Below are 23,328 nucleotides of genomic sequence, written 5' to 3'. Positions count from 1 at the left end.
GCTCGGAAGACACCCCTACGGATTTTCAATAACGCCCTCCATCTCACCCCGCAAGGTGGACTTGACCAGGTTCGTTGCTGACTGAACTTGCACATCCAAGGTCGCCGTCCCCCCGGACCTGAAAAAGAACTGGAGGCATGTCGGATCGCCGTCATGGGCCGCGTCCTTGGTTCGAGCTGGCGGAGGAGCCAGTGCTCACAACGACCGGAGGGAACATCAATGACCATGTCTCAGGCAGCACCCGTCTCACCGCGTGCCCTGTGGGCCGGCCGCGTGCTCAGCGCCGTCATCGTGCTGTTCATGATCTTCGACGGCGTCATCAAGCTACCGCCGCTCGAAATCGTCACCCAGACCATGGTGCAGCTCGGCTGGCCGGCCGATGCCAATGTCTCGCGCATGCTCGGCACCATTGGATTGGTCTCGACAGCGCTTTACGCGCTGCCACGCACCTCGGTGCTCGGCGCCATCCTGCTCACCGCCTATCTCGGCGGCGCCGTCGCCACGCATGTGCGTATCGGCAGCCCTTTGTTCTCGCACATACTGTTCGGCGTCTATCTCGGCGCCGTCCTCTGGGGTGGCCTGTATCTGCGCGATCCAAGGGTGCGCGCATTGTTCCCGTTCAGCCAATAGCGGCGACATCGAAAGCCGTTCGATGCTGGCCACGCTGCCAGAGCGGGCGCGGTCTGCGCCGCCTTTCTACTCTTTGGATCAAATTGAGCGCCGCCGGGCGGCAGCCGATCTTCTTCTTTGGATCAAATCGCCTGGTTGCGAGTTAGGGGGTGCAGCGGCGAGGACGGCACCCTGTTGGAGAGGAACGACAATGAAAAAGGTGATGATCTTGATGGCCTTGCTGGTCCCGCTCGGTGCCTGCTCCCGTACTGAGCAAGGCGCGGCAGTTGGTGGCCTGGGCGGTGCGGCGGTCGGCGCTGCTGTGGCCGGCAACCCGACCAAGGGCGCGGTGATCGGCGGTGCGGCCGGCGCTTTGGCCGGTGCACTGATCGGCCGTGCCAGCGAAAGCGGCCAATGCCGTTATCGCGATCGTAACGGTCGTGTCTACGTTGCGAGTTGCCCGGAAGGCTATTGATCGGGCCGCATCATATGGATGCAATAGCAAAACGGCGGGCAGGGCCCGCCGTTTCGTGGTTGTGGAGATGATTTATTCGGCGGTCGCGCCCTCGGCCGGCGCTGCTGCAGCGGCGGCAACAGCGGCTGCCGCATCTTCCTGCGCCTTCTTCAGCAGCGCTGCGCGCTCCTGCGCCTTCTTGCCGGGCTCGGCCTTTTTCGGGTTGGCGCGCGCTTCGCGCTTGGCGAGGCCGGCCTCGTCGAGGAAGCGCAGCACGCGGTCGGTCGGCTGGGCGCCGTGCGACAGCCAATGCTTGACACGCTCGGCGTCGACCTTGACGCGTTCGCCGTCCTTGGGCAGCAGCGGGTTCCACGAGCCGAGCGACTCGATGAAACGGCCGTCGCGCGGCGAACGGGCGTCGGCGACGACGACGTGGTAATAGGGACGCTTCTTCGAGCCCGCACGGGCCAGTCGGATTTTCAGTGGCATTTCTTTTCTCCTAAAAAGCTCTGATTTGGTTGATCGGTTGGTGGCTGGTCCTCAGCCGGTTTTCGCTACGCCGTTGGATGCGGCGATCTGCTCGTGATGGCGGATCACTTCGCGGACGACGAAGTTCAGGAATTTCTCCGCGAAATCCGGGTCGAGATGGGCGTCCTTCGCCAATTGGCGAAGACGGGCGATCTGCTCCTGCTCGCGTGCCGGATCGGCAGGCGGCAGGCCATGCTCCGCCTTCAGAACGCCGACCGCCTTGGTGCAGCGGAAGCGCTCGGCCAGCATGTGGATCAGCGCCGCGTCGATGTTGTCGATCGAGGCGCGATAATTGACCAGCGCCGCGCGCGCGTCGGCCATGTCCTTTTCTTCGTTCATGGCGCCCTCACTTCTTCTTGCCGAGGCCATTCTTGCCAAGCATTGGCAGCCCGCCACCGCCCGGCAGGCCGGGAAGTTTCATGCCGCCGGGCAGCCCAGGCAGGCCACCGCCACCGGGAAGACCACCGGGCAGGCCCTTCATGCCGCCGAGCCCGGCCGCCTGGGCCTGCTTCTGCAAGGCTTCGAGCTGCTTGGGGTCCATCTTGGAGAGGTCCGGCATGCCGCCGCCCATCATGCCGCCTGCGCCGCCAGGCATCATGCCGCCGAGACCCATCTTGGAAGCGAGGCCGCCCATCATGCCGCGCATCAGGCCGCCGCCTTTGCCCTTGCCCCCCATCGCCTTCATCATGTCGGCCATGCCGCGATGCATCTTCAACAGTTTGTTGATTTCGGCCGCGTCGGTACCCGAGCCGGCGGCGATGCGCTTCTTGCGCGAGTGCTTCAGAATATCGGGGTTGGCGCGCTCGGCCTTGGTCATCGACGAGATGATGGCGAGCTGGCGACCGAACATCTTGTCGTCGAGCCCGGCGGCGGCCATCTGGTCCTTCATCTTGCCCATGCCGGGCATCATGCCCATGATGCCACCCATGCCACCCATTTTCGACATTTGCTGAAGCTGGCCGGCGAGGTCGTTCAGGTCGAACTTGCCCGACTGCATCTTCCTGGCCATCGCCGCGGCCTGTTCGGCGTCGATGTTCTCGGCCGCCTTTTCGACGAGGCTGACGATGTCGCCCATGCCGAGGATGCGGTCGGCGATGCGCTTGGGGTGGAATTCCTCCAGCGCGTCCATTTTTTCGCCGGTGCCGATCAGCTTGATCGGCTTACCGGTGACGGCGCGCATCGAGAGCGCCGCACCACCGCGGCCGTCGCCGTCCATGCGGGTCAGCACGAGGCCGGTGATGCCGACGCGCTCGTCGAAGCTTTTTGCCAGATTGACGGCGTCCTGGCCGGTCAGCGAATCGGCGACCAGCAGGATCTCGTGCGGCGACGACATCTTCTTGATGTCGGCCATCTCGACCATCAACGGCTCGTCGATATGGGTGCGGCCGGCGGTATCGAGGATGACGACGTCATGGCCGCCGAGCTTGGCCGCCTGCACGGCGCGGCGGGCGATATCGACCGGCGTCTGGCCGGCGACGATCGGCAATGTGGCGACCTTGACCTGCTCGCCGAGCTGGCGGAGCTGCTCTTGCGCGGCGGGACGCCGCGTGTCGAGCGAGGCCATCAAGACTTTCTTGTTTTGACGGTCGGCGAGGCGCCTGGCGATCTTGGCCGAGGTCGTCGTCTTGCCGGAACCCTGCAAGCCGACCATCATGATGACGACCGGAGCCGGTGCATTGAGGTCGATGGCGACGCCCTCGGCGCCGAGCATGTCGACCAGCTCGTCATGGACGATCTTGACGACCATCTGGCCGGGCTTGATCGACTTGACCACGGCGGCGCCGACGGCCTTCTCGCGCACCTTGTCGGTGAAGGAACGCACCACTTCCAGCGCCACGTCGGACTCAAGCAACGCACGGCGCACCTCGCGCAGCGCCGCCGAGACATCAGCCTCCGACAAGGCGCCGCGGCCGGTGAGGCCGTTCAGGATCGAACCAAGACGTTCCTGTAGCGATTCAAACATTCTTTTTCCTTTTCCCTGGCACCCGGATGATGCCCGAGAGGTAATGCGTTCGCGCCAACTGTCCAAGCAAAAGCCGGTCCGGGCAAAGCCCAAAGCCAAAAAGCACCCGGGGGCGCACAGCGCTGCCGGGTGTTGGCCTCCGGGATCGATTTACAGCACTTCACCTCAAAGAGGTTTCGGCGTCCCGGTCGGTTTGCTCGGAGGAATACTCGTCGCGGAATTCGCGGCGTGTAGACAGGAAATCGGCCGCAGAGTCAAGCTTTGGTCAAGCTTTGCGTCAAATAGCTCAGGACGACCAGGCAATGCACATCAGCGCACGCTGCCGGCGCGCGCCATATCCGGCTCGACCTTCAGCGGTGAGCGCGGATGTAAAAGCAGCAGAACGGTCAACAGGCTGCTGACGATGCCGATCGAAGCGATGAGGACGGCGTCTGAAGTCGTCCAGCCGGCGGCTTCGAGCGGCTTGGCGTTGAACAGGGCGAAGGAATTATAGCTTTGCTGGTGCGAAATCAGCAGGAAGCCGGTCAGATTGTTGCCGAGATGGGCACCAAAGCCGGCACCGAGATTGCCGGTTGCATAGACCAGAAGCGTCAGCAGCAGCGCAAAGGCGGCGATCGAGGCCAGCACGCAGGCATTGATGGCAGCGCTCGAACCTGGGCTCCAGTGCAGGGAGGTGAACAGCAATCCCGGCAGCAGCGCCCAGATGAAAGGGTTCTGGAACCGGCTCGCCAGGCCCCTGAGCAGATAACCGCGAAACAGCATCTCCTCCGACGATGTCTGCAGAAAGGTCAGGGCGGCGATCGGGATCAGGAACGAAAGCCACGCGGACAGGCCGATCGCGCCGCGGGCGATGTCGGGCTGCAAACCATAAAGCAGGATCTCGGAAAGCAGCGAGGTGATCAGCACCGCGGTCAGTCCTTTCAGGAACCCCGACCAAGAAATGCGCCGGCTGACGCCAATCAGGGCTGTCAGCTTCTCGCGATGGATCCAGCGCATGGCAGCCCAAAGGCCGAGCCAGATTCCGGCAAATGAAGCCAGCGCCGCGAGGATGCCCGCAGGAGAGGCCATGAAATCCTGCACCGCTCCTCCACCTGGCGGGGCGGTGCCAGACGATGCCTGCCAAACGGCAAAGGCATAGGTGCCGCCGAACAGCACGGCGGCAGTGGTTCCGAGCCAGAACAGGATGACGACCACCGCTCCAAGCAGAAGCCGCGGCAAAGTGGTCTTGTTGTTGGCGGTGTGCCGGTACTGTTGGAAGGCGGTTGGGTCGATCGTCACGCGGGCTCGCTGGCTGGTGCTTCGGCTCGCAAGGTCTAGAACATCGGCCCCAATGTGGAAACCGGTATTGCAGCGGCAATACCGGCTTGTGGCAATATCGGGGTTTGTGAGCGGCCGCCGCTACTGCAGGGCGACCGCCCTGTTGGTAACGTCAGCGCACGACGTACATGATGCGCCTTGTGTCCGGATCGATCAGCGCCGGCTGACCGTTCACGTAGACGTAGCGGTAGTCATAGTCCGGAATCTCGCGTAGCTCGACGGTGTCGGGCAACGTCGCGCCCGTGACCACCTCGCCCTCGAGATAGACCGGATCGAGCCGATGCGTACGGACATAGGTACGGATCTCGGCCGGCGGTCTCCGGATAGGCTCGATCGCCTCGCCGGCGACGATTGCTCCGGTATAGCTGTCGGAATATTCGGCGCTATCGGCGGGCGGCGTCACGACGGCAATGTCGGCGCTGGCCGGACGCTGTGTCAGGACCACACGGCTGCCGCCGAAATCGGCCGTCACATAGTCGGAATAGACCCAGCCCTGGCCGTTAGCCTCGGCGATAGTGCACCATTTGCTGTTGGCGATGCAGCCGTCGAGCGTCGCCGACTGGCCGGCCGCGAGCACGCCGATCACCGGATATTGCGGGCCGGGGCCGGCGCGTACATTGAGATCAGTGATGGCCGAGACGGCGGTGTCGGCCAATGCAGAGCCCGACATCGCTATGAGCGCTCCGGCCACCGCCGGAAACAATATGCGTTTCATGGTCTTCTCTCCGTTTCACAGTCCCTTGGCACGGAAAACGAAGCAAAGCCGCATGCGTTCCGGCTAAAAGGCTTCGGCCGGCTCACGATTTGTTCCAGTCGTTTTCGGCAGGTCGGTCAAAAGCTCGTGAACAAAAGCAAGTTTTTGCGCCGCCACGTTCGAGATGACGAAGGGATAGAGATCGGGCAGGCCCATGCAGCGGTTGATCGAGTTGGACGCCTCCGACAGCACCAGCCAGCGGTCGAGAATCCTTTCGAAAGGCTCTGGCCTGGAGGCGGGTTCCGATGGTGCCGGCTGCAGCTTGCCGCCGGTATCGGCGCGCGGCAGCTCGTTGGCTTCAACGGTTTCCAGCCGGCCGAGCGGGAAATTCAGGGCATGCACCATCTCCAGCGTGTCGGTGATGTGCATGTGATGCGCCCATGTCTCGGCCCAGTCCTCCCATGGGTGCGACGTCGCATAGGCCGAGATATGGCGCTGCTGCCAGTCGGGCGGCGCGCCATCGGCATAATAGGTCTTCAGCGCCTGTTCGTAGCCGGCGCGCTCGTCGCCGAACAAAGCGCGAAAACCGGCAAGCTTTTGCGAATCGTCGCGGATCAGGCGGTCCCAGTAATAATGGCCGAGCTCATGGCGGAAATGGCCGAGCAGCGTGCGGTAGTTCTCGCCCATCTCGACGCGCCGCCGTTCGCGCTCTGCCGAATCCGCCTCGGCGACGTTGAGCGTGATCCGGCCGTTGTCATGACCGGTCAGGATACGTTCGCCGCCCGGACCGCCGCCGATCGGATCGGCAAGAAAATCGAAAGCGAGACCGATCTCGTCGCCAACTTCCTGCTTGGGTGCGACCGGCAGGCCGAAGGCGAGCAGCGAATAGACGGCACGCTTCTTTGCCGCCTCGACACGGATCCAGCGGCGGCGGTTGCCGTCGACCGACAGATCCGGGATCAGCTGGTTCAGCGCACAGGCGCGGCAGAAGGCGTGGCCGGGCTCCGCCATCCAGTTGCAGGCGCATTCGTCGGCATTGGTGCAATGGAAGACGTCGGCGCCGGACAGCGCGAAGCGCGCATGCTCGGGATCGTAGAGCACGAGGCTGGCGCAGTTCAGGCATTGCGCGTTCTCGAAATAGAGACGGTGGCCGCAATGCGGGCAGTCGAAAAGCTTCATTGGCGTCTCAAATCATTCGAAATGCGGAGGACGATACGAGCAGGAGAACGCCAAACGCCTGTCAGCTGCCCACGTTCCTGCCGGCCGATGCTATTTTGCCGCAAGCTGGGCGACGACCTCCTTGGCCACTGCCTCGCCCGACAATCTGGCGCCGCCGCAGGTCTGCATCAGCGGACCGGCCAAATGCTCGCCGGCGAAGAAGATCTTTTCCGCCACGGGCTGCATCAGCGTGGCGCGCGCTTGCGGGCGGCCGGGCCGCGCCGCCGCATAGCACACAAACCGCTCAGCGCCCCGCCGATGATCACGACATCAACGTCTTCCATGCTTATTCTGTCCCCGCCACAATAATTACTTGATCGTAGGCAAATTCCCGGGCGTCCGCCAGTGTGGTGGATTTGAGGTTCCTGCTGTATTGAGTGCATCGGCGTGGCGCCGGGGCAGTGACAAGCAGGTGTTTCGCAGGCAAGTTCGCAATTGGGAACGTGATTCAGGCAACCAGGAGAGCAGCATGGCATTTCTTGCCAAGGGGAAGATGTTTGTAGTGGCCACGGTGGTGGCGGTGCTTGCGCTGGCGACGGGCGCGCAGGCGGCGGCCAGCTGTGGCAAGAGCGGCGCCGGCTTCGAGGCATGGAAACCGGAGTTCGCCGCGGAGGCGAAGGCCGACGGTGTCGGCTCGAAGGGTCTGGCCGCTCTGGCTCGCGCAACCTACGCGACAAAGACGATCTCCGTCGACCGCGCCATCCATAAGGCTTTCAGCGGCTCGGTGGAAGCTTTCATGAAGCGCCGTGGCGCGTCCGCGATCATTGCCAGGGGCCGTGCGCTGAAGAAGGCCAATGCTGCGCTGTTCGACAAGATCGAACGGAATTACGGCGTGTCGCCGGGCGTGTTGCTCGCCATCTGGGGTATGGAGACCGGCTTCGGTTCCGCCATGGGCAACCAGAATACGGTCTCCGCCATTTTAACGCTGGCCTATGACTGTCGCCGTCCGGAGTTCTTCTATCCGCATGCCATTGCAGCCCTGAAGCTGGTTGATCGCGGAGCGTTGAGCGCCTCGTCGGTCGGTGCCGCGCATGGCGAGATCGGCCACACGCAGTTCCTGCCCGGAAATGTTTTGACGTATGGTGTCGGAAACAAAAATCTGCGCGACAAGAGCACTGCGTTGGCTTCCACCGCCAACTTCCTCAAGAGTCATGGTTGGCGGGCCGGCGCGAGCGCGCAGGCGAATATGGGCGCAATCGCTGGCTGGAATTCCGCGAGCGTCTATCAACAGGCCATCGCCCGCATGGCCACAGCGATCGATGCCGACTGATAGAAATCCTAGAGCGGTTTACCGTTTCAGGGAAACGGCGAACCGTTCCATCTCTTTGACGCAAAAACCGTTTCACACTTTTTCTGGAATTGCCCTATTCGACCGAAAGCCGGCCATGCGCCGGGCTTTCTATTTCACGTCGAGCGCGTAGGAACAGCCGGCGAGCACCTTGCCGGGATGTGAATCGACGGTTGAGACATTGACGGCGATGCGGGTGGAAAATGTTATGCCGTCCGCTTCCTCGCTGCTCTCGAGAATGATCTTCTCGCCGAGGAATTTTTCCGGCGTTGAGATTTGCGCTGCGACGCCGAGCGCTCGAGCGAGATCGGGCGCGGAAACATCGTCAACACCGCCATCGGCCCGGTCGCAGTAAGGACGACGGACGCCGTTTCGCGCCCGAACACGCGAAGCGGGGCCGGCAATTCATATTGCTTGAGGAAAGGATTGCCGGAAGAAACGTCGAGCTTTGCGGGCGCATCGGGGCGGTCGCTCAGCCAAAGGGCAAAACCACTATAGGTCGGAACGTCAGCCCTGCACTCGACCAGCGCGGGAAGGTCGAGGGAGGGAGGTCATCGTTGGCTTTGGCGACGGCCAAGTTCGCCAGGACAGCCAACGCGGGCAGGAAACCAGCTCCAAGCGTGGCCAAGCGCCTGGGCACATCACGCTCAATAATGCACGTAGCCGCTCAACGGGCATTTCTGGGAAATGGGAATCTGGAAGGGGCCGTCAAAACTTTTGCAGGTACGGAATTTGGAATTCCGCGGCGCCGGGGTAGCCGCTTTTGGCTTGTCCCCGATGACCGTCGGGACTCTGGGACCCTGCGCGTAGCCGCTCAACGGGCATTTCTGGGAAGCGGGAATCTGGAAGGGGCCGTCAAAACTTTTGCAGGTATGGAACTTGGATGTTTGCCCCGCCGGGACTTGGGTGGATTGACCCGCGGTAAAGACGGCCACCGCCGCAAGCAGAAGAAAAATTCTGTTTTTCACTGTCAAAGCCCTCCGACCCGCAAGAGAAGTAAGATTAAACCACGGAAAGGTCAAACAGGAAACGATCTGAGAGCGCGGCTTCTATTATATTAGAGACGCCAAATAAAACCCGGCGTCTTCACCGGGTTCCTAACTCATCTAAGCATTGGGCCTATCAACCCTTGCGATTGCGCGCGGCAAGCGTCCGCAGCCTCAGCGCATTGAGGCGGATGAAGCCTTCGGCATCCTTCGGATCGTAGGCGCCGCGGTCGTCCTCGAAGGTGACCAGCGCGTCGGAATAGAGCGTCTTCCTCGACTTGCGGCCGGTGACAATCACGTTGCCCTTGTAGAGCTTCAGCCGCACGGTGCCTTCGACGTCTTCCTGGCTCTTGTCGATCATCGCCTGCAGCATCAGCCGCTCGGGCGCAAACCAGAAGCCGTTGTAGATGAGCTCGGCGTAGCGCGGCATGAACTCGTCCTTGAGGTGGGCGGCTCCGCGGTCGAGCGTGATCGATTCGATCGCCCGGTGGGCCGATATCAGAATGGTGCCGCCGGGGGTCTCGTAGACGCCGCGCGATTTCATGCCGACGAAACGGTTCTCGACCAGGTCGAGCCGGCCGATGCCGTTGTCGCGGCCGAGATCGTTCAGCGCCGCCAGCATCGTTGCCGGCGACAGTTTCTTGCGGTTGAGCGCAACCGGGTCGCCCTTGAGGAATTCGATCTCGATCTCGGTGACCTCATCCGGCGCATCCATCGGCGAGATGGTGCGCTGGTGGACGAATTCCGGCGGCTCGCTCCACGGATCCTCCAGCACCTTGCCCTCGGAGGAGGAGTGCAAAAGGTTGGCGTCGACGGAAAACGGCGCGTCGCCCTTCTTGTCCTTCGGCACCGGGATCTGGTGCTGCTCGGCGAAATTGATGAGATCGGTGCGCGACTTGAACGACCAGTCGCGCCAGGGCGCGATGACCTTGATGTCGGGGTTGAGCGCATAGGCTGAGAGCTCGAAACGCACCTGATCGTTACCCTTGCCGGTGGCGCCATGGGCGATGGCATCGGCGCCGGTCTCTTTTGCGATCTCGACGAGATGTTTCGAGATCAGCGGCCGGGCGATCGAGGTGCCGAGCAGATAGGTGCCTTCATAGACGGCGTTGGCGCGGAACATCGGGAAGACGAAATCGGATACGAACTCCTCGCGGACATCGACGATGCGGATGTCCTTGATGCCCATCATCTCGGCCTTGCGCCTGGCCGGCTCCAGTTCGCCACCCTGGCCGAGATCGGCGGTGAAGGTCACGACCTCGGCGCCGAGCTCGGTCTGCAGCCATTTCAGGATGATCGAGGTATCAAGGCCGCCGGAATAGGCGAGCACGACTTTCTTGACGGCTTTTGCTTTCGACATGGTGGGCAGTTCCGCGACAGGGGTTCTTCGCGGGCGAGGTATCACGGCGTTTTAGGCCAGCGCAAGGGACGAACGATGCCTGGACCAGATGCTTCATCTCCAAGAGGCTGGCGAGGACACGGCTCTTGCGGTATGGCTGCGCCGTCTTTTGCCGCTACGAGACGAGCCATGTCCTTCATCCCCGACAGTACGACGCTTATCCAGTTCTCCATCGCCACCTTCATCCTGGCGATCACGCCCGGGCCTGACATGACGCTGTTCGTGTCGCGCACGCTGAGCCAGGGCCGTGCCACCGGCTTTGCCTCGATGGCCGGCGCCTTGTGCGGCACGCTGATTCACACCACGCTGGTGGTGGTCGGCGTCTCGGCGCTGATCGTCGCCTCGCCGATGGCGTTCTTCGTGCTGAAGATTTTCGGCGCCGGCTATCTGGTCTTCCTGGCATGGCAGGCGATCACAAAAGGGTCGGCGTTTTCACCGGAGAAGAAGAGCGGGCCGCAGATCTCGCTGTTCCGCAGCTGGGCGGCGGGGCTCGGGGTCAATCTGCTCAACCCGAAGATCATCCTGTTCTTCATGACCTTCCTGCCGCAATTCGTCTCCGCGCATGATCCCAACGCGCCGGGAAAGCTGTTCTTCCTCGGCGCGATGTTCGTCGTGCTGGCGATCCCGGTGACGGCGCCGATGGTGCTGGCGGCGGAAAAATTCTCGGCCGCGATGAAATCCAGCCCGCGCGTCACGCGCGTCGTTGACTATCTGTTTGCCGGAGTTTTTTCGGCCTTCGCGCTCAAGATCCTGACGGCCCAGGCGAAATAGGGCGTCCGATCTGACGCCAGCTTCCGGCCGAGCGCCCGGCGCTCAGCCAGTAGAAAATACCGCCGACCATACCGCAGCCGATCACCGCCAGCATGACGCTGGTATTGGTAACCTCGAAATTGGCATCGGCCGTCTGGTGGACGAAGCCAAGGAAGACCGCCGAGACCACAGCACCCGCCAGCGCATAGAACAGCCAGTCACGCCGGCCAAGGATCTCGGAGACGAGGATGGCGATGGCGGCCGGCATGAAGGCGAAATAGGCGACGAACAGCGCGACGAAGGGGATTGAAAACCACAGCGACGCCTGCGCCGCCGGTTGCGTCTCGTCCGTTATCAGCCCAAGAGACGCCAGGAACATGATGTTAAGGAAGGCGCTTGCCGCCAGCGAAGCAACGCCGTAGCCGACAAGGATGACGGCGAAGCGGATCAGATAGGCGACGAGACGGTTCACGCGAATTGTCCGGGCATTTGCAGGAACCGGCTCTCGACCAGGCGATAGACGGCTCCTGCCAAGCTTCCCGCAATGATTAGGGCCACCAACACGTCAACGTCCGGTGGCCTCTGTGCCGACGGATGCAGTTTCCAGACCGCAAATACGCACGTCCCAACGAAAGCTCCCCCGACGACAAAAAGAATCCAGCGTCTCGCCTCGAGAACTTGGGAAGCAATGACCATCGGGATTGCCAGCGGTGCGCCAAAGATGCCTGCGATCATCGCTCCAAGCAGCAACAGCGACCAACTATCTCGAGTGGACAGGAAAGCGGGAACACGCCACCACATCAGTGCATCGAGCAGGAAAAAGACCAGAGACATGGCGAAGGCAGCCAGGGCGTAGCAGAGCAAAGTCACTGCCAATCGCCTGAGGTATTTCACGCCTCGCCATGCCCCGCGATCATCATCGCTTCCAGCGCCAGCCGGTCGACCTTGCGCATGCGCTCGGAGTCCGACTTGAGCTGGCCGCAGGCGGCGAGGATATCGCGGCCGCGCGGCGTGCGGATCGGCGAGGCATAGCCGGCATTGTTGATGTAATCGGCGAATTTCTCGATCGTTTCCCAGTCCGAGCACTGGTAGTTGGTGCCCGGCCACGGGTTGAACGGGATCAGATTGATCTTGGCCGGAATGCCCTTGAGCAGCTTGATCAGCGCCTTGGCGTCGTCGATGGAATCGTTGACGTCCTTCAGCATGACATATTCGAAGGTGATCCGCTTGGCGTTCGACAGGCCTGGATAGGCGCGGCAGGCAGCGATCAGTTCGTTCAGCGGATACTTCTTGTTGATCGGCACCAAAAGGTCGCGCAGATCGTCATTGGTGGCGTGCAGCGAGATCGCCAGCATGACGCCGATCTCTTCGCCGGTGCGGAAGATCTCGGGCACGACGCCCGAGGTCGACAGCGTGATGCGCCTCTTCGACAGGGACAGCCCGTCGCCGTCGGATGCAATCAGCAGCGCCTTCTTCACCGCCTCGAAATTGTAGAGCGGCTCGCCCATGCCCATCATGACGACGTTGGACACTTTCCGGCCCTCGGCCGGCACGATGGCGCCGTCGGGCGTATCGCGGTCGGGGAAATCGCCGAGCCGGTCCCGGGCGGTCAAAAGCTGGGCGAGGATTTCCTCCGCCGTCAGGTTGCGCACCAGCTTCTGCGTGCCGGTGTGGCAGAAGGAGCAGGTCAGCGTGCAGCCGACCTGCGAAGAGATGCAGAGCGTGCCGCGGCCTTCTTCGGGAATGTAGACCGTCTCGATCTCGACCGGCCGGCCGGCGCCGCGCGGCGGAAAGCGGAACAGCCATTTGCGGGTTCCGTCGGAGGAAATCTGCTCCTCGACGATCTCGGGCCTGGCGACGGTGAAATGCCTGTCGAGGGCGGCGCGCAGATCCTTGGAGATGTTGAACATGCCGGCAAAGTCGGAAACGCCGCGCACATAGATCCAATGCCAGAGCTGTTGGGCGCGCATTTTCGCCTGGCGCTCCGGCACGATGCCGGCAGCGACGAGGGCGGCCCCAAGTTCGGCTCGCGTCAAGCCGATCAGCGACGGTTTTTCAGGCGTCGTGCGGGTGCGCAACGCGTCACGCGCGCCTTCGGCGGTAAGATCGAATGAAAGGGTCATTGTTGCGCCAATATAAGCGATTTGCGGCCGATTACAGCATCGTGCCCGAAATGAAGCGCGGCGCATAGCACAGGTTAGCGGCGGAGTCATGCCGGGGTTCTTCCTTATCCCCTTGTGGGAGAAGGTGGCCGAGCGAAGCTCGGTCGGATGAGGGGTGTTCCAGCTTGGCATCACCTGCACTCCGTCCAGCACCCCTCAACCGTCTTGGCGTTGCGCGCCAATCCACTTTCTCCCACAAGGGGAGAAGGAGACCGCACGAACGCCGGTTCTTTACGTCGCTGTGTTAGGTGGTGAACGTCACGGACGAGGACTTTACTTGCACTTGGCGATCGAGGCCAGCGCCGCCGAGATGCCCTTCAGCGAGAAGACGTAGGTGGTAGTGTTGCCGCGGCCGGACTTGGCCGACACCTTCATGTCGGTGCCGGTCTTCATCGCGGCGATCAGCACCGGCTCCTCGGCGGCGTTCTCGACCCAGGCCGACTTGCCGCGCGTGAACATCGAAAACGACTTCTTGTCGATGGTGACGGTGGCCTTGGAACCTTCCTGGAAGGTATAGCCGGCGATGAATTGCGGCTCGTAGGACACTTGCTGCCCCGGCCGCTGGCTGACGAAGAAGAACATGTCGCCGTGATCGAGCGTCGGCGGCTGCTTGTCGGTTGGCACCGTCAGGACATAGCAGACCTTGCCGCCGCCCGACGCCTGATAACTGTAGGTGCCCCAGGCATTATGCTGGCCGATCTTGGTTGCCGACTGCGCCAGCGCGGGCGCCGTCAAGGCCATCAGGGCCAGGCTGGAGACTATAGCAATCAATCCGCGCATCGCTTTTCCCGTATTCCACTGGTGCGGCGGCAGGCCGGCTCGGCGTCCTGCCCGTCGCTTCATTTTGATTTAATCTGGGTTACCAAACGGTGAATTTCCCCTGAGAAAAGGATGTTCACGCCAGGAAACCGCCGCCGTCTTCGCGCTGCCACTCGAAAAAGCGGCTGGCGCAATGTCCCTGCCGCGACTTGGAGGCCACGAAAACGGCAAGAGTTTGACTTTTCAAGCAGCTAGGTCTTGCGGCGATTCTCGCTTTTTGAGGTGCGTGACGAATTTCCCTGCAGGCGGTACTATGTCTGCGTTCGCCGCCACGGCGCTCGGCCAGGGTGCCCTTCCTGGCGGCTACGGGAGATTTGGCCATGGCCGTTTCCGAGACAGTCCTGATCCTCGCGGGCGGCACAGCCGTCCTGGCGATTGTGTTCGGCGTTCGTGTCGCCATGCGGCGGGCGGCCGGTGGCGCGGTGCGCCGGTCGGATGCCGGGGAGACGGCGGGCGGATCGGGCGCCCCCGACGTGGCCGCGGTCATTGCGCTGCCACCTTTGATCTTCCTCGGCTTCCTGGTGGCGGCAACCGTGCTTGAGGTGCTCGTGCCGCTCCCGGTCATGGCCGGGCAGGCGCTCGCCCGCTATCTGGCTGGCGCTGTGCTCGCGGTGTGCGGCTTCGTGTTCATCTTTATGGCGGCGGGCCGCTTTCAGGCCGCTGGCACCAACATACCACCGACCTTGCCGACGACGGCGCTGGTCGTCGACGGCATCTATCGGCGGACCAGGAATCCGTTCTATCTGGGAACGACCCTCGTTTATCTGGGCCTCGGCGTCGCGGCCGGAAGTCTTTGGGCTATTGCGCTCGTGGTCCCGCTGCTGTGGGTGATCAATACCGGCGTCATCGCGCCGGAAGAGCGCTATCTCGAGCGGAAGTTCGGAGATGCCTATCGCGCCTACAAGGCGCGGGTGCGGCGGTGGGCTTGACGGCCAGAAAGTCGGTTCTCACGCGATTTTTTGCGCCGCACCGGCTCAGCTCTTGTCGGCGATGGCCTGCCTGGCGGCGAGCCGGTGCGCCGGCGTGATGTGGGCGCTGACGGCGGTAATCGCGGCGGTCAGCACGGCGATGTCGTCGGTGAAGCCTAGCCCAAGGATGAAATCGGGGATGACGTCTGTCGGCAGCACGAAATAGCCGAGCGCAGCAAGCAAGGTGCCCTTGGCGCGAAGCGGCGTCTTCTTGTCCATGGCACAGTAATAGGCGGCGACCACCTCTTCCATGAACGGGATCTGCCGGGCGGCCTTCTTCGCCGTACGCCAGAACTTTTCGCGCACTTCGCTCTCGTTGCCCGGCTTGCTGCCGAGGCCGAAGAAATCAAAACCGGATTTTTGCGCCATCAACCTCTCCTTGCGGCCGTCGCGTGACTTTACGCGTGACCGCGAGGCAAAATGTGGTGAAAGCCGAACCTCGCTGCAAGGTGCAGATAGGCTCAGCCGCCGAAATAGCGGTTCATTTTCCTGGCCAGATCGAAATCCAGCGCGGTCAGGCCGCCGGCGTCGTGCGTGTTGAGGGTCACGTTTACCGTCTTGTAGACGTTCGACCAGTCGGGATGGTGGTCCATCTTCTCCGCGGCCAGGGCAACGCGGGTCATGAAGGCAAAGGCTTCGGAGAAATTCTTGAAGGTGAAGCTGCGGGTGATCGAGCCACCATCCTTGGCCAGCGACCAGCCGTCGAGGCCGGCAAGTTCGGCGCGGATCGCCTCTTTTGCTAGTTTCTCCCTGGCCATGTCCGTCTACCGCATGATCCGCGAAGCGTCGGCGGCGCCGACCAAACGGCTGGCGACGCGGTTGTCAGCACCTGAAAGCGGCCAGGCCTCCTCGACGACGTAAGGCCCGCCGCCGACCGAATCGCGCGACGACATCAGCACGAAGCGGCCGATCCGGAACGGCAGCGTCGAAAAATTGCCGCGCGCCGACAGATACTGGGCGACATCGAGCGGGCTCGAATTGCGCAGGCGGGCCAGCGTCACATGCGGCATGAACTTGCGCGGGTCGGCCGGGATGCCGAGCCGCTGGCAGATGCGCTCGATCTCGGCCTGCAATGCGGAAAGATCGGGCGAAGCGGCGACCCCGGCCCACACCGCATGCGGCTTCTTCTGGCCGAAGGCGCCGACGCCGGACAGCGTCAGCGGGAAGGACGGGCGGTGAACACGGTCAAGCGCATTGGCGATTTCGTCGGCGACATGGCCCTCGACATCGCCGATGAAGCGCAGCGTCAGATGATAGTTCTCGACGTCGATCCAGCGGGCTCCGGGCAGGCCGCCCCTGAGCAGGGACAGCGAAAGAGCGGCATCACGCGGTATCTCGAGGGCGGTAAAAAGACGCGGCATGGGAAGCCTCCTGTCCTCGAATCGAACTCTTGCCCCTAGCGAATCATCGATATTCAAACGGGGCAAGGGGTTTGTTGGTCGCAGGCCTGCCTAAAAGCTTCCCCTGCGGAAGGTGTTGCGACGGCGAGCCCTCGCCTTCAGGAATTGCCCCGGACCGCTTCAATGGTCTTCTCCACACTGGGCAGGATACCCTCGACGATGCGGTCGACGCCTCGGGCGTTTGGATGAAGGCCGTCCTCGAGTTGCAGGACGGATTGACCGGCGATGCCCTTGAGAAAGAAAGGATAGAGCGGCACGCCATATTTTTCAGCCAGTCTCGGAAAGGTCGCGTCGAAGGCGTTCTGGTAGTCGGCGCCGAGATTGGGCGCCGCGCGCATTCCGGCCAGCAAAACGGCGATCTTGCGCTGCTTCAGTTTTGCCAGCATGGCATCCAGGTTCTTTTCCGCTATGGCGGGCGAAACGCCGCGCAGCATGTCGTTGGCGCCGAGCTCCAGGATGACGAGCTGCGTGCCGTCCGGCACCGACCAGTCGAGCCGCGACAGGCCGCCGCTCGTCGTATCGCCGGAGACGCCGGCATTGGCGACCGTGACATCGTAGCCCTTGGCGCGCAGCGCCGCCTGCAGCTTCTCGGTGAAGCCCTGACCTGGCCCGAGGCCATAACCCGCCATCAAGCTGTCGCCGAAACCGACAATGGTGAACGGTTCGGCGCGCGCCGACGAAATGGCGCCGCAAATGGCGAGGAAAAGGGCGAAGGCTGCGGCAAAGGTGTGTTTGAAAGCCATGCGGCAGGCCCCATATGACCAGGAACATCTGTTGGCGAAGGCAGGTTTTCGTCTTTGTCGAGCATCGGATGCACTAGCCTTCATCCCCCATATAGGACGATTTGATTTTGGAAGAAGCCGTCATTTCGCTGAAAGACGTATCGCTGACGCTCGGCGAAGGTGCATCCTCGGTCCATGTGCTGAAGGGCGTCAGCCTCGATGTGGCGGGCGGCGAAGCGACAGGCATCGTTGGACCTTCAGGTTCGGGAAAGTCGACATTGCTGATGGTTTTGGCCGGACTTGAAAGGGTCGATTCGGGCACGGTCCGAATTGCCGGCGAGCTGCTCAACGGCAAAAGCGAAGATCAGATCGCATCGTTTCGAGGGCGAAACATCGGCATCGTGTTCCAGTCGTTCCATCTCATCCCCAATATGACGGCGCTGGAAAACGTTGCGGTCCCGCTGGAGCTTGCCGGCCATGTCGATCCATTCGGCGTGGCGGCGCGCGAGCTGGCGGCGGTCGGTCTCAGCGATCGCGTCACCCATTACCCCGGCGAATTGTCTGGCGGCGAGCAGCAGCGCGTGGCCATCGCCCGGGCACTGGCGCCGTCGCCGCGCATCCTGATCGCCGACGAGCCGACCGGCAATCTCGACCAGGCAACGGGGCGGCACGTCGCCGACCTGCTGTTTGCCAAGGCGGCCGAACGCGGCATGACGCTGGTGCTGGTCACGCATGACCCGCTACTCGCGGCGCGCTGCTCGCGCCAGGTGTCGATGCGGTCGGGGCTGATCGAAGACGCGCCTAAGCCGGCCACCAGGGCTGGCAAGGTGACCGCGTGATGCCGCTGGCGCAAACGCTGAGGCTCGCCTTTCGGTTTTCGCTGCGCGAAATGCGTGGCGGGCTGTCCGGCTTCCTGATCTTCCTTGCCTGCATCGCGCTCGGCGTCGCTGCGATCGGCGGCGTCAATTCGGTGGCGCAGGCTATTTCCGCCGGTGTTGCCGACCAGGGCCAGACGCTGCTCGGCGGTGATCTCCGCTTCCAGCTCAACCAGCGCGATCCGACCAGAGCCGAACGCAGCTTCCTCGACCGGCTTGGCACGGTTTCGCACAGCGCCAATATGCGCTCGATGGCGAGGCTCGAGGACGGCTCCGACCAGGCGCTGGTCGAGGCCAAGGCGGTCGACGGCGCCTATCCGCTCTATGGTGCGCTGGAGACCGAGCCGGTGCTGTCGCGAGAGGATCTGTTCGGCGAAAAATCCGGCGTCTTCGGCGCCGCCGCCCCGGACCTCTTGTTCGAGCGGCTGAACCTTGGCATCGGTGACCGGCTAAAGCTCGGCAGCGCGACATTCGAGCTGCGCGCCAGGCTGGTCAACGAGCCGGATGCAGTGTCGGATGGCTTCGGTTTTGCGCCGCGGCTGATGGTGTCGACCGACGGGCTTGCCGCTTCCGGCCTGATCCAGCCGGGCAGCCTGGTCGAGAACGCCTATAAGGTCCGCCTGCCCGGCGGCACCACTGAGGCACAGATCAAGGCGATCCAGGAGCAGGCGGCAAACCAGTTCCCGCAGGCCGGCTGGTCGATCCGCACCCGCAGCAACGCAGCGCCGGCGCTGTCCTCGAATATCGAGCGGTTTTCGCAATTCCTGACGCTGGTTGGGTTGACGGCGCTGGTGGTCGGCGGCGTCGGCGTGGCCAATGCCGTGCGTGCCTATCTCGACGGCAAGCGCGGCGTCATCGCCACCTTCAAGAGCCTGGGGGCTTCGGGCGGGTTCGTCTTTGCCGTCTATCTGGTGCAGATCCTGATGATCGCCGCCCTCGGCATCACGCTAGGCCTTGTGCTTGGCGCGCTGATGCCGTTCGCGGCCAGCGCGGCACTCCAATCGGTCATTCCAGTGCCGGCGGAAGGTGGGTTCTATCCCGGCGCCCTCGGCATGGCAGCGCTGTTCGGGCTGCTCGTGACGCTGGCTTTCGCCTTGCTGCCGCTCGGCCGCGCCCGCGACGTGCCGGCAACGGCGCTGTTTCGCGAAATGGGTTTCGAGGGCCGCGGTTTTCCCCGCCCGCTCTATATCGCCGCGGCATTGGGCATCGCGCTGCTGCTCGCGGTACTGGCGATCCTGTTTTCCGGCGACCGCCGTATTGCCTCGATCTTCGTCGGCGCCACGGTGTTGTCGTTCCTGGTGCTGCGTGTGGTCGGCTCGCTGGTGCAGTGGGCGGCGAAGAAAAGCCCGCGCGTGCGCTCGACCGCGCTCAGGCTCGCCATCGGCAACATCCATCGGCCTGGCGCCTTGACGCCGTCCGTGGTGCTGTCGTTGGGACTCGGGCTGACGCTGCTGGTGACGCTGGCGCTGATCGACGGCAATCTCAGGCGGCAGATCTCGGGCAGCCTGCCGGAAAGGGCACCGAACTTCTTCTACGTCGATATCCAGAGCGGTGACGTCGATGCCTTCTCCGCGCTGGTCGGCAAAGAGGCACCGCAAGGCAAGCTGATCAAGGTGCCGATGCTGCGCGGCCGGGTGATGGCGCTCAACGGCGTCGATGTCGACAAGGTCAAGGTTCCGGCCGAAGGCGCCTGGGTACTGCGCGGCGATCGCGGCCTGACCTATGACGCAAAGCTGCCGGAGAATGCGACGCTGACCGAGGGCAGCTGGTGGCCGGAGAACTATGCCGGCGAGCCGCTGGTCTCGTTTTCCGCCGAGGAAGGCAAAGAGATCGGGCTGAAGCTCGGCGATACCATCACCGTCAACGTGCTCGGCCGCAACATCACGGCCAAGATCGCCAATTTCCGCCAGGTCGAATGGGAAACCATGGGCATCAATTTCGTCATGGTGTTCTCGCCCAACACATTCGCCGGTGCGCCGCATGGCTGGTTGGCGACGCTGACCGAGACGAATGCGTCGGCAGCCGACGATGCGCATCTTCTCAACGCCGTCACGCGTGCCTTTCCCGCGGTGACGACGGTCAGGGTCAAGGACGCGCTCGAAATCGTCAACCGGCTGGTGGCGCAGCTCGGCACAGCAATCAGGGCAGCAGCGGGCGTGGCGTTGATCGCCTCGGTGCTGGTGCTGGCCGGGGCGCTCGCCGCCGGCAACCGGGCTCGCATTCACGACGCGGTGGTGCTGAAGACCCTGGGTGCGACCAGGAAAACGCTGATCGCCGCGTTTTCGCTGGAATACATGCTGATCGGCCTTGCTACCGCGATCTTCGCGCTGGCGGCGGGCGGTGTGGCGGCATGGTTCGTCGTCGCGCGCATCATGACGCTGCCATCGCACTTCATGCTCGAGGTGGCGGTGGCGACCATCGGCTTTTCGCTGGTGGTCACGGTCGGCATCGGCCTTGCCGGCACGTGGCGGGTGTTGGGCCACAAGGCGGCGCCGGTGCTGCGGAATCTTTGAGCCAGAGCCGTTTTTGATTAAATCTCGGTAATGTTCCGGGCGGGAAGGCCAATAAAACCGTATCTCCGGCACTTCACGGAGCATTACGCTTGGTTACGGTCTTGTCCTTTACGCCAAGAACCATCATATTTCGGCGCAGGCATGCTGGAGCCCCGCCAGCGGCGCCTGGGTTCAAAGGACCTGACACCGGACGGGGCAGAAGCAATATGAGGATTTCCATGGCTGATCCCGTTCGCAATTATCAGACGCGCGCCGTGCCCGGCGCCGGCGTCGATGCTGCCATCGACCAGGGCCTGCGGGCCTACATGATTAAGGTCTACAATCTGATGGGGCTTGGCCTCCTCATCACCGGCCTTGCCGCGGTCGGCACAATCATGCTGGCCACCACCAGCGATCCCGCCTCGGCCGTCGCGACGTTGCCAAGCGGCGAGATGCTGACCTCGTTCGGCTACGCGATCTTTGGTTCGCCGCTGAAATGGCTGGTGATCTTTGCCCCTCTGGCAGCGGTGATGTTCCTGTCGTTCCGAGTCCAGTCGATGAGCGTTTCGGCCGCGCAGACGACGTTCTGGGTCTACGCCGGCCTCGTCGGCCTGTCGCTGTCGTCGATCTTCCTGGTCTACACCACCGCCAGTATCTCGCAGACCTTCTTCGCCACCGCCGCCGCCTTTGGCGGGCTGTCGCTCTACGGCTACACGACCAAGCGCGATCTCTCGGCGTTCGGGTCGTTCCTGGTCATGGGCCTGGTCGGCCTGATCATCGCGATGGTGATCAACATCTTCCTGCAGTCGTCGGCGCTTTCCTTCGCCGTTTCGGCGATCGGCGTGCTGATCTTCGCGGGCCTCACCGCCTACGACACGCAGAACATCAAGGAGATGTACTTCGAGGGCGACGAGACTGATGTCGCCGGCCGCAAGGCGATTATGGGCGCATTGAGGCTCTATCTCGACTTCATCAACCTGTTTATGTTCCTGCTGCAGTTCATGGGCGACCGTCGCTAAATACGGTTTTCCTGGACCAGCGAGTTTGGAAAGGGCGGCCCAATGGCCGCTCTTTTCTTTTGTGCCGGCTTTTGCTGTGATATAGGGCAGATGAACGACGTGCCTAAATTATGAGCAGCATCACCTTGCGGGCCGCGACGTCGGCCGATCTCGACCGGATCACGGAAATCTATGCCGACGCGGTGACGAATGGCACGGCGAGCTATGAACTCGAACCGCCAAGCCGTACCGAGATGGGCGCGCGCTTCGACAGCCTGATGGCGGGCGGCTTTCCCTATCTCGTTGCGGAAAAGGCCGGCGCCGTGCTCGGCTATGCCTATGCCGGGGCGTTCCGGCCGCGCCCGGCGTACCGCTTCGTCGTTGAGGATTCCGTCTATGTCGCGCCCGAGGCCAAAGGGCAAGGCGTCGGGCTGCTCCTGATGCAAGGGCTGATCGAGGCGGCCAAGGCGGCGGGTTTTCGCCAGATCATCGCGGTGATCGGCGACGGCCGGCCCGACAGCGCCTCGGTACGGCTGCACGAGAAGCTCGGCTTTCGTCATTCCGGCCGCCTGGAAGGCTCAGGCTACAAGCACGGACGCTGGCTGGACACGGTGTTCATGCAGCTGCCGATCAATGGCGGGGCGTCCATCCCGCCTGATCCGCAATCGCTGCCCGAGCGGAAGTTCCGCCAGCAAAAATAAAGGGTTACGCCTCGACCAGCTTCAGTGTTCGGTCGAACACGCCAAGCACCCGGCCGAGTTCCTGGCCGCGCTTGAGGATGCGCCCGCCGGCGGCGATGACGGCGAACGCGCCTTGCCGTCGCGCCAGCTTCGGATCCTTGACGATCTGGAAAAGCGGCACTTCGCTGGTGCGGCGGAAGACGGAAAAAACGGCGCGGTCGGCGAGATGGTCGATGGCATAGTCGCGCCACTCGTTGGCGGCAACCATACGGCCGTAGAGCCTGAGGATCTGGTCCAGTTCGCGCCGGTCGAACCGCACCGGCTGGTCGAGGCGTTCGCGTCTTGCCTCATGCAGCGGGATCAATATTGCGGATGCGTCCCCATCCTCCGTCCCGCTGCTGCGATCAGTCATGCCTGGATCCTCGCAATGAATCGTACGCCGACCAAAGTTGGCGCTTTCGTTGCCGAATTGCAAGGCCCGGCCGGGCAAGGCCAGCACCGCGCGGTTTCTCCAGCGTCCAGTCACGTTTGCGAAACGCCTGTTGGAATTGGTGATGCTTCGCCACAATCCTGCCTTTTTTTATCCGTGCTCATGCCCCAATGTCCGACGAATTTACCGGTGTTGCCTGAGACGGTTCGGTCCGGCACCGGCTCGTAAACCCCAAGCCCCCCGCCCACGGGTCTGCGTCGGATCGAACCAACCTCGGTTTTTCCTTGGAAAGATCGGGTGCGACGATCCCAAAACCTAAATGACCGGCGTCAGAAGCAAGCTGACGCCGGTTTTTTATTGGCCGGAGCCGTGGCGGTGCGATCCGTCCGGATTGGCTGCCATCAGAAGGTTGAGCGCGGTTCTCCCTTCTCCCCTTGTGGGCTAGCGTGCGCACACATCTGCTTCGGAGAGGTGTCAAGGGAGTTTTGGTTGGGTAGCAGGTTTGGCTTGCGGGGTTGGAATCATGTGTGATTCTGTAGCTGCCATTGTTGATTCGGGAGGTTTCGACGATGGCAC

At 63.0% G+C, this 23,328-nt stretch carries 27 protein-coding genes; 9 read left to right on the top strand and 18 right to left on the bottom strand.

Annotated elements, in window-relative coordinates:
- Positions 1–219: 219 nt before the first annotated feature.
- Together NKK47_RS13950 and NKK47_RS13945 are read left to right on the top strand one after the other, a co-directional pair.
- Positions 220–630, top strand: a complete 411-nt coding sequence (locus tag NKK47_RS13950) for a DoxX family protein (RefSeq protein ID WP_023680735.1) — start codon at positions 220–222, stop codon at positions 628–630.
- A 190-nt stretch (positions 631–820) separates the two neighbouring features.
- Positions 821–1,084 carry a YMGG-like glycine zipper-containing protein gene (locus NKK47_RS13945; protein ID WP_023680734.1) on the top strand — a complete coding sequence of 88 codons (264 nt, stop codon included), beginning with the start codon at positions 821–823 and terminating at the stop codon, positions 1,082–1,084.
- Between the two features lie 72 nt (positions 1,085–1,156).
- On the opposite strand, the gene rpsP is transcribed toward NKK47_RS13945, so the two are convergent.
- The 7 genes from rpsP to NKK47_RS13910 form a co-directional block, all read right to left on the bottom strand.
- Positions 1,157–1,552, bottom strand: a complete 396-nt coding sequence (gene rpsP / locus NKK47_RS13940) for a 30S ribosomal protein S16 (RefSeq protein ID WP_023680733.1) — start codon at positions 1,550–1,552, stop codon at positions 1,157–1,159.
- Positions 1,553–1,603: 51 nt separating this feature from the next.
- Positions 1,604–1,930, bottom strand: a complete 327-nt coding sequence (locus NKK47_RS13935; RefSeq protein ID WP_023680732.1) for a chorismate mutase — start codon at positions 1,928–1,930, stop codon at positions 1,604–1,606.
- A gap of 7 nt (positions 1,931–1,937) precedes the next feature.
- Entirely contained in the window at positions 1,938–3,554 is a 1,617-nt protein-coding gene (gene ffh / locus NKK47_RS13930) for a signal recognition particle protein (protein WP_352577284.1), read from the bottom strand.
- A gap of 309 nt (positions 3,555–3,863) precedes the next feature.
- Positions 3,864–4,832: a CPBP family intramembrane glutamic endopeptidase gene (locus tag NKK47_RS13925; RefSeq protein WP_352577282.1), complete on the bottom strand. Its 969-nt coding sequence runs from the start codon at positions 4,830–4,832 to the stop codon at positions 3,864–3,866.
- Positions 4,833–4,983: 151 nt separating this feature from the next.
- Positions 4,984–5,586, bottom strand: coding sequence for a DUF1236 domain-containing protein (locus tag NKK47_RS13920; RefSeq protein WP_352577280.1), 603 nt, complete (start codon positions 5,584–5,586; stop codon positions 4,984–4,986).
- A gap of 63 nt (positions 5,587–5,649) precedes the next feature.
- Positions 5,650–6,744, bottom strand: coding sequence for a zinc-binding metallopeptidase family protein (locus tag NKK47_RS13915; RefSeq protein ID WP_352577278.1), 1,095 nt, complete (start codon positions 6,742–6,744; stop codon positions 5,650–5,652).
- A gap of 90 nt (positions 6,745–6,834) precedes the next feature.
- On the bottom strand, positions 6,835–7,020 hold the full coding sequence (locus NKK47_RS13910; protein WP_352577276.1) for a hypothetical protein: 186 nt from the start codon (positions 7,018–7,020) through the stop codon (positions 6,835–6,837).
- Positions 7,021–7,252: 232 nt separating this feature from the next.
- Here NKK47_RS13910 and NKK47_RS13905 point away from each other — a divergent pair, with 232 nt between their 5' ends.
- On the top strand, positions 7,253–8,053 hold the full coding sequence (locus tag NKK47_RS13905; RefSeq protein ID WP_352470839.1) for a lytic murein transglycosylase: 801 nt from the start codon (positions 7,253–7,255) through the stop codon (positions 8,051–8,053).
- Positions 8,054–8,718: 665 nt separating this feature from the next.
- Here NKK47_RS13905 and NKK47_RS13900 read toward each other — a convergent pair.
- On the bottom strand, positions 8,719–9,039 hold the full coding sequence (locus NKK47_RS13900; RefSeq protein ID WP_352577274.1) for a hypothetical protein: 321 nt from the start codon (positions 9,037–9,039) through the stop codon (positions 8,719–8,721).
- A 154-nt stretch (positions 9,040–9,193) separates the two neighbouring features.
- The gene (locus tag NKK47_RS13895) at positions 9,194–10,417 is read right to left on the bottom strand and encodes an argininosuccinate synthase (RefSeq protein WP_352577272.1); all 1,224 of its coding nucleotides are present in this window, start codon (positions 10,415–10,417) and stop codon (positions 9,194–9,196) included.
- A gap of 168 nt (positions 10,418–10,585) precedes the next feature.
- Between NKK47_RS13895 and NKK47_RS13890 the strand changes: the two genes are divergently transcribed.
- Complete coding sequence (locus tag NKK47_RS13890; RefSeq protein ID WP_352479689.1) at positions 10,586–11,227, top strand: LysE family translocator; 642 nt, start codon at positions 10,586–10,588, stop codon at positions 11,225–11,227.
- Here NKK47_RS13890 and NKK47_RS13885 read toward each other — a convergent pair.
- The 4 genes from NKK47_RS13885 to NKK47_RS13870 all read right to left on the bottom strand — a co-directional run bounded on the left by NKK47_RS13885 (position 11,199) and on the right by NKK47_RS13870 (position 14,148).
- Positions 11,199–11,678 (bottom strand): hypothetical protein, encoded by a 480-nt coding sequence (locus NKK47_RS13885; protein ID WP_352577270.1) that lies wholly within the window; start codon positions 11,676–11,678, stop codon positions 11,199–11,201. The genes NKK47_RS13890 and NKK47_RS13885 overlap by 29 nt on opposite strands.
- Complete coding sequence (locus tag NKK47_RS13880; RefSeq protein WP_352577268.1) at positions 11,675–12,100, bottom strand: hypothetical protein; 426 nt, start codon at positions 12,098–12,100, stop codon at positions 11,675–11,677. The genes NKK47_RS13885 and NKK47_RS13880 overlap by 4 nt, the downstream gene beginning before the upstream one ends.
- A complete protein-coding gene (rlmN, locus tag NKK47_RS13875) occupies positions 12,097–13,329 on the bottom strand; it encodes a dual-specificity RNA methyltransferase RlmN (protein ID WP_352577266.1) in 1,233 nt (410 codons plus the stop codon). The genes NKK47_RS13880 and rlmN overlap by 4 nt, the downstream gene beginning before the upstream one ends.
- 312 nt (positions 13,330–13,641) lie before the next feature.
- Positions 13,642–14,148 (bottom strand): invasion associated locus B family protein, encoded by a 507-nt coding sequence (locus NKK47_RS13870; RefSeq protein ID WP_352577264.1) that lies wholly within the window; start codon positions 14,146–14,148, stop codon positions 13,642–13,644.
- A 359-nt stretch (positions 14,149–14,507) separates the two neighbouring features.
- On the opposite strand from NKK47_RS13870, the gene NKK47_RS13865 reads away from it, so the two are divergent.
- Positions 14,508–15,116, top strand: a complete 609-nt coding sequence (locus tag NKK47_RS13865; protein WP_352577262.1) for a methyltransferase family protein — start codon at positions 14,508–14,510, stop codon at positions 15,114–15,116.
- A gap of 45 nt (positions 15,117–15,161) precedes the next feature.
- Here the strand turns inward: NKK47_RS13865 and NKK47_RS13860 are convergent, their stop codons facing one another.
- The 4 genes from NKK47_RS13860 to NKK47_RS13845 form a co-directional block, all read right to left on the bottom strand.
- Positions 15,162–15,524 (bottom strand): YkvA family protein, encoded by a 363-nt coding sequence (locus NKK47_RS13860; protein WP_031212728.1) that lies wholly within the window; start codon positions 15,522–15,524, stop codon positions 15,162–15,164.
- A 92-nt stretch (positions 15,525–15,616) separates the two neighbouring features.
- A complete protein-coding gene (locus NKK47_RS13855; protein WP_023679826.1) occupies positions 15,617–15,913 on the bottom strand; it encodes a 4a-hydroxytetrahydrobiopterin dehydratase in 297 nt (98 codons plus the stop codon).
- 6 nt (positions 15,914–15,919) lie between these two features.
- Complete coding sequence (gene thpR, locus NKK47_RS13850; protein WP_352456356.1) at positions 15,920–16,516, bottom strand: RNA 2',3'-cyclic phosphodiesterase; 597 nt, start codon at positions 16,514–16,516, stop codon at positions 15,920–15,922.
- A gap of 137 nt (positions 16,517–16,653) precedes the next feature.
- Entirely contained in the window at positions 16,654–17,298 is a 645-nt protein-coding gene (locus NKK47_RS13845; RefSeq protein ID WP_352577260.1) for an arylesterase, read from the bottom strand.
- Between the two features lie 107 nt (positions 17,299–17,405).
- Between NKK47_RS13845 and NKK47_RS13840 the strand changes: the two genes are divergently transcribed.
- The 4 genes from NKK47_RS13840 to NKK47_RS13825 all read left to right on the top strand — a co-directional run bounded on the left by NKK47_RS13840 (position 17,406) and on the right by NKK47_RS13825 (position 22,343).
- Positions 17,406–18,116: an ABC transporter ATP-binding protein gene (locus tag NKK47_RS13840; RefSeq protein WP_031212726.1), complete on the top strand. Its 711-nt coding sequence runs from the start codon at positions 17,406–17,408 to the stop codon at positions 18,114–18,116.
- A complete protein-coding gene (locus NKK47_RS13835) occupies positions 18,116–20,665 on the top strand; it encodes an ABC transporter permease (RefSeq protein WP_352577258.1) in 2,550 nt (849 codons plus the stop codon). The genes NKK47_RS13840 and NKK47_RS13835 overlap by 1 nt, the downstream gene beginning before the upstream one ends.
- Before the next feature lie 218 nt (positions 20,666–20,883).
- Positions 20,884–21,663 (top strand): Bax inhibitor-1/YccA family protein, encoded by a 780-nt coding sequence (locus NKK47_RS13830; protein WP_254817871.1) that lies wholly within the window; start codon positions 20,884–20,886, stop codon positions 21,661–21,663.
- Between the two features lie 110 nt (positions 21,664–21,773).
- A complete protein-coding gene (locus NKK47_RS13825) occupies positions 21,774–22,343 on the top strand; it encodes a GNAT family N-acetyltransferase (protein ID WP_352577256.1) in 570 nt (189 codons plus the stop codon).
- 4 nt (positions 22,344–22,347) lie between these two features.
- On the opposite strand, the gene NKK47_RS13820 is transcribed toward NKK47_RS13825, so the two are convergent.
- Positions 22,348–22,734 carry a DUF2794 domain-containing protein gene (locus tag NKK47_RS13820; RefSeq protein WP_031212724.1) on the bottom strand — a complete coding sequence of 129 codons (387 nt, stop codon included), beginning with the start codon at positions 22,732–22,734 and terminating at the stop codon, positions 22,348–22,350.
- Positions 22,735–23,328: the final 594 nt, after the last annotated feature.

The organism is Mesorhizobium sp. M0019, assembly GCF_040323975.1.
GTDB lineage: Bacteria > Pseudomonadota > Alphaproteobacteria > Rhizobiales > Rhizobiaceae > Mesorhizobium.
Note: the sequence above shows the minus strand (reverse complement) of the source record. Positions and strands in the feature narration are given on the sequence as shown.

Excerpts from the sequence above, each read along its gene's own strand:
- NKK47_RS13950 (WP_023680735.1), top strand. The coding sequence starts at position 220 with ATGACCATGTCTCAGGCAGCACCCGTCTCACCGCGTGCCCTGTGGGCC.
- NKK47_RS13945 (WP_023680734.1), top strand. The coding sequence starts at position 821 with ATGAAAAAGGTGATGATCTTGATGGCCTTGCTGGTCCCGCTCGGTGCC.
- rpsP (WP_023680733.1), bottom strand. The coding sequence starts at position 1,552 with ATGCCACTGAAAATCCGACTGGCCCGTGCGGGCTCGAAGAAGCGTCCC.
- NKK47_RS13935 (WP_023680732.1), bottom strand. The coding sequence starts at position 1,930 with ATGAACGAAGAAAAGGACATGGCCGACGCGCGCGCGGCGCTGGTCAAT.
- ffh (WP_352577284.1), bottom strand. The coding sequence starts at position 3,554 with ATGTTTGAATCGCTACAGGAACGTCTTGGTTCGATCCTGAACGGCCTC.
- NKK47_RS13920 (WP_352577280.1), bottom strand. The coding sequence starts at position 5,586 with ATGAAACGCATATTGTTTCCGGCGGTGGCCGGAGCGCTCATAGCGATG.
- NKK47_RS13915 (WP_352577278.1), bottom strand. The coding sequence starts at position 6,744 with ATGAAGCTTTTCGACTGCCCGCATTGCGGCCACCGTCTCTATTTCGAG.
- NKK47_RS13905 (WP_352470839.1), top strand. The coding sequence starts at position 7,253 with ATGGCATTTCTTGCCAAGGGGAAGATGTTTGTAGTGGCCACGGTGGTG.
- NKK47_RS13895 (WP_352577272.1), bottom strand. The coding sequence starts at position 10,417 with ATGTCGAAAGCAAAAGCCGTCAAGAAAGTCGTGCTCGCCTATTCCGGC.
- NKK47_RS13890 (WP_352479689.1), top strand. The coding sequence starts at position 10,586 with ATGTCCTTCATCCCCGACAGTACGACGCTTATCCAGTTCTCCATCGCC.
- rlmN (WP_352577266.1), bottom strand. The coding sequence starts at position 13,329 with ATGACCCTTTCATTCGATCTTACCGCCGAAGGCGCGCGTGACGCGTTG.
- NKK47_RS13870 (WP_352577264.1), bottom strand. The coding sequence starts at position 14,148 with ATGCGCGGATTGATTGCTATAGTCTCCAGCCTGGCCCTGATGGCCTTG.
- NKK47_RS13865 (WP_352577262.1), top strand. The coding sequence starts at position 14,508 with ATGGCCGTTTCCGAGACAGTCCTGATCCTCGCGGGCGGCACAGCCGTC.
- NKK47_RS13860 (WP_031212728.1), bottom strand. The coding sequence starts at position 15,524 with ATGGCGCAAAAATCCGGTTTTGATTTCTTCGGCCTCGGCAGCAAGCCG.
- NKK47_RS13855 (WP_023679826.1), bottom strand. The coding sequence starts at position 15,913 with ATGGCCAGGGAGAAACTAGCAAAAGAGGCGATCCGCGCCGAACTTGCC.
- thpR (WP_352456356.1), bottom strand. The coding sequence starts at position 16,516 with ATGCCGCGTCTTTTTACCGCCCTCGAGATACCGCGTGATGCCGCTCTT.
- NKK47_RS13845 (WP_352577260.1), bottom strand. The coding sequence starts at position 17,298 with ATGGCTTTCAAACACACCTTTGCCGCAGCCTTCGCCCTTTTCCTCGCC.
- NKK47_RS13835 (WP_352577258.1), top strand. The coding sequence starts at position 18,116 with ATGCCGCTGGCGCAAACGCTGAGGCTCGCCTTTCGGTTTTCGCTGCGC.
- NKK47_RS13830 (WP_254817871.1), top strand. The coding sequence starts at position 20,884 with ATGGCTGATCCCGTTCGCAATTATCAGACGCGCGCCGTGCCCGGCGCC.
- NKK47_RS13825 (WP_352577256.1), top strand. The coding sequence starts at position 21,774 with ATGAGCAGCATCACCTTGCGGGCCGCGACGTCGGCCGATCTCGACCGG.
- NKK47_RS13820 (WP_031212724.1), bottom strand. The coding sequence starts at position 22,734 with ATGACTGATCGCAGCAGCGGGACGGAGGATGGGGACGCATCCGCAATA.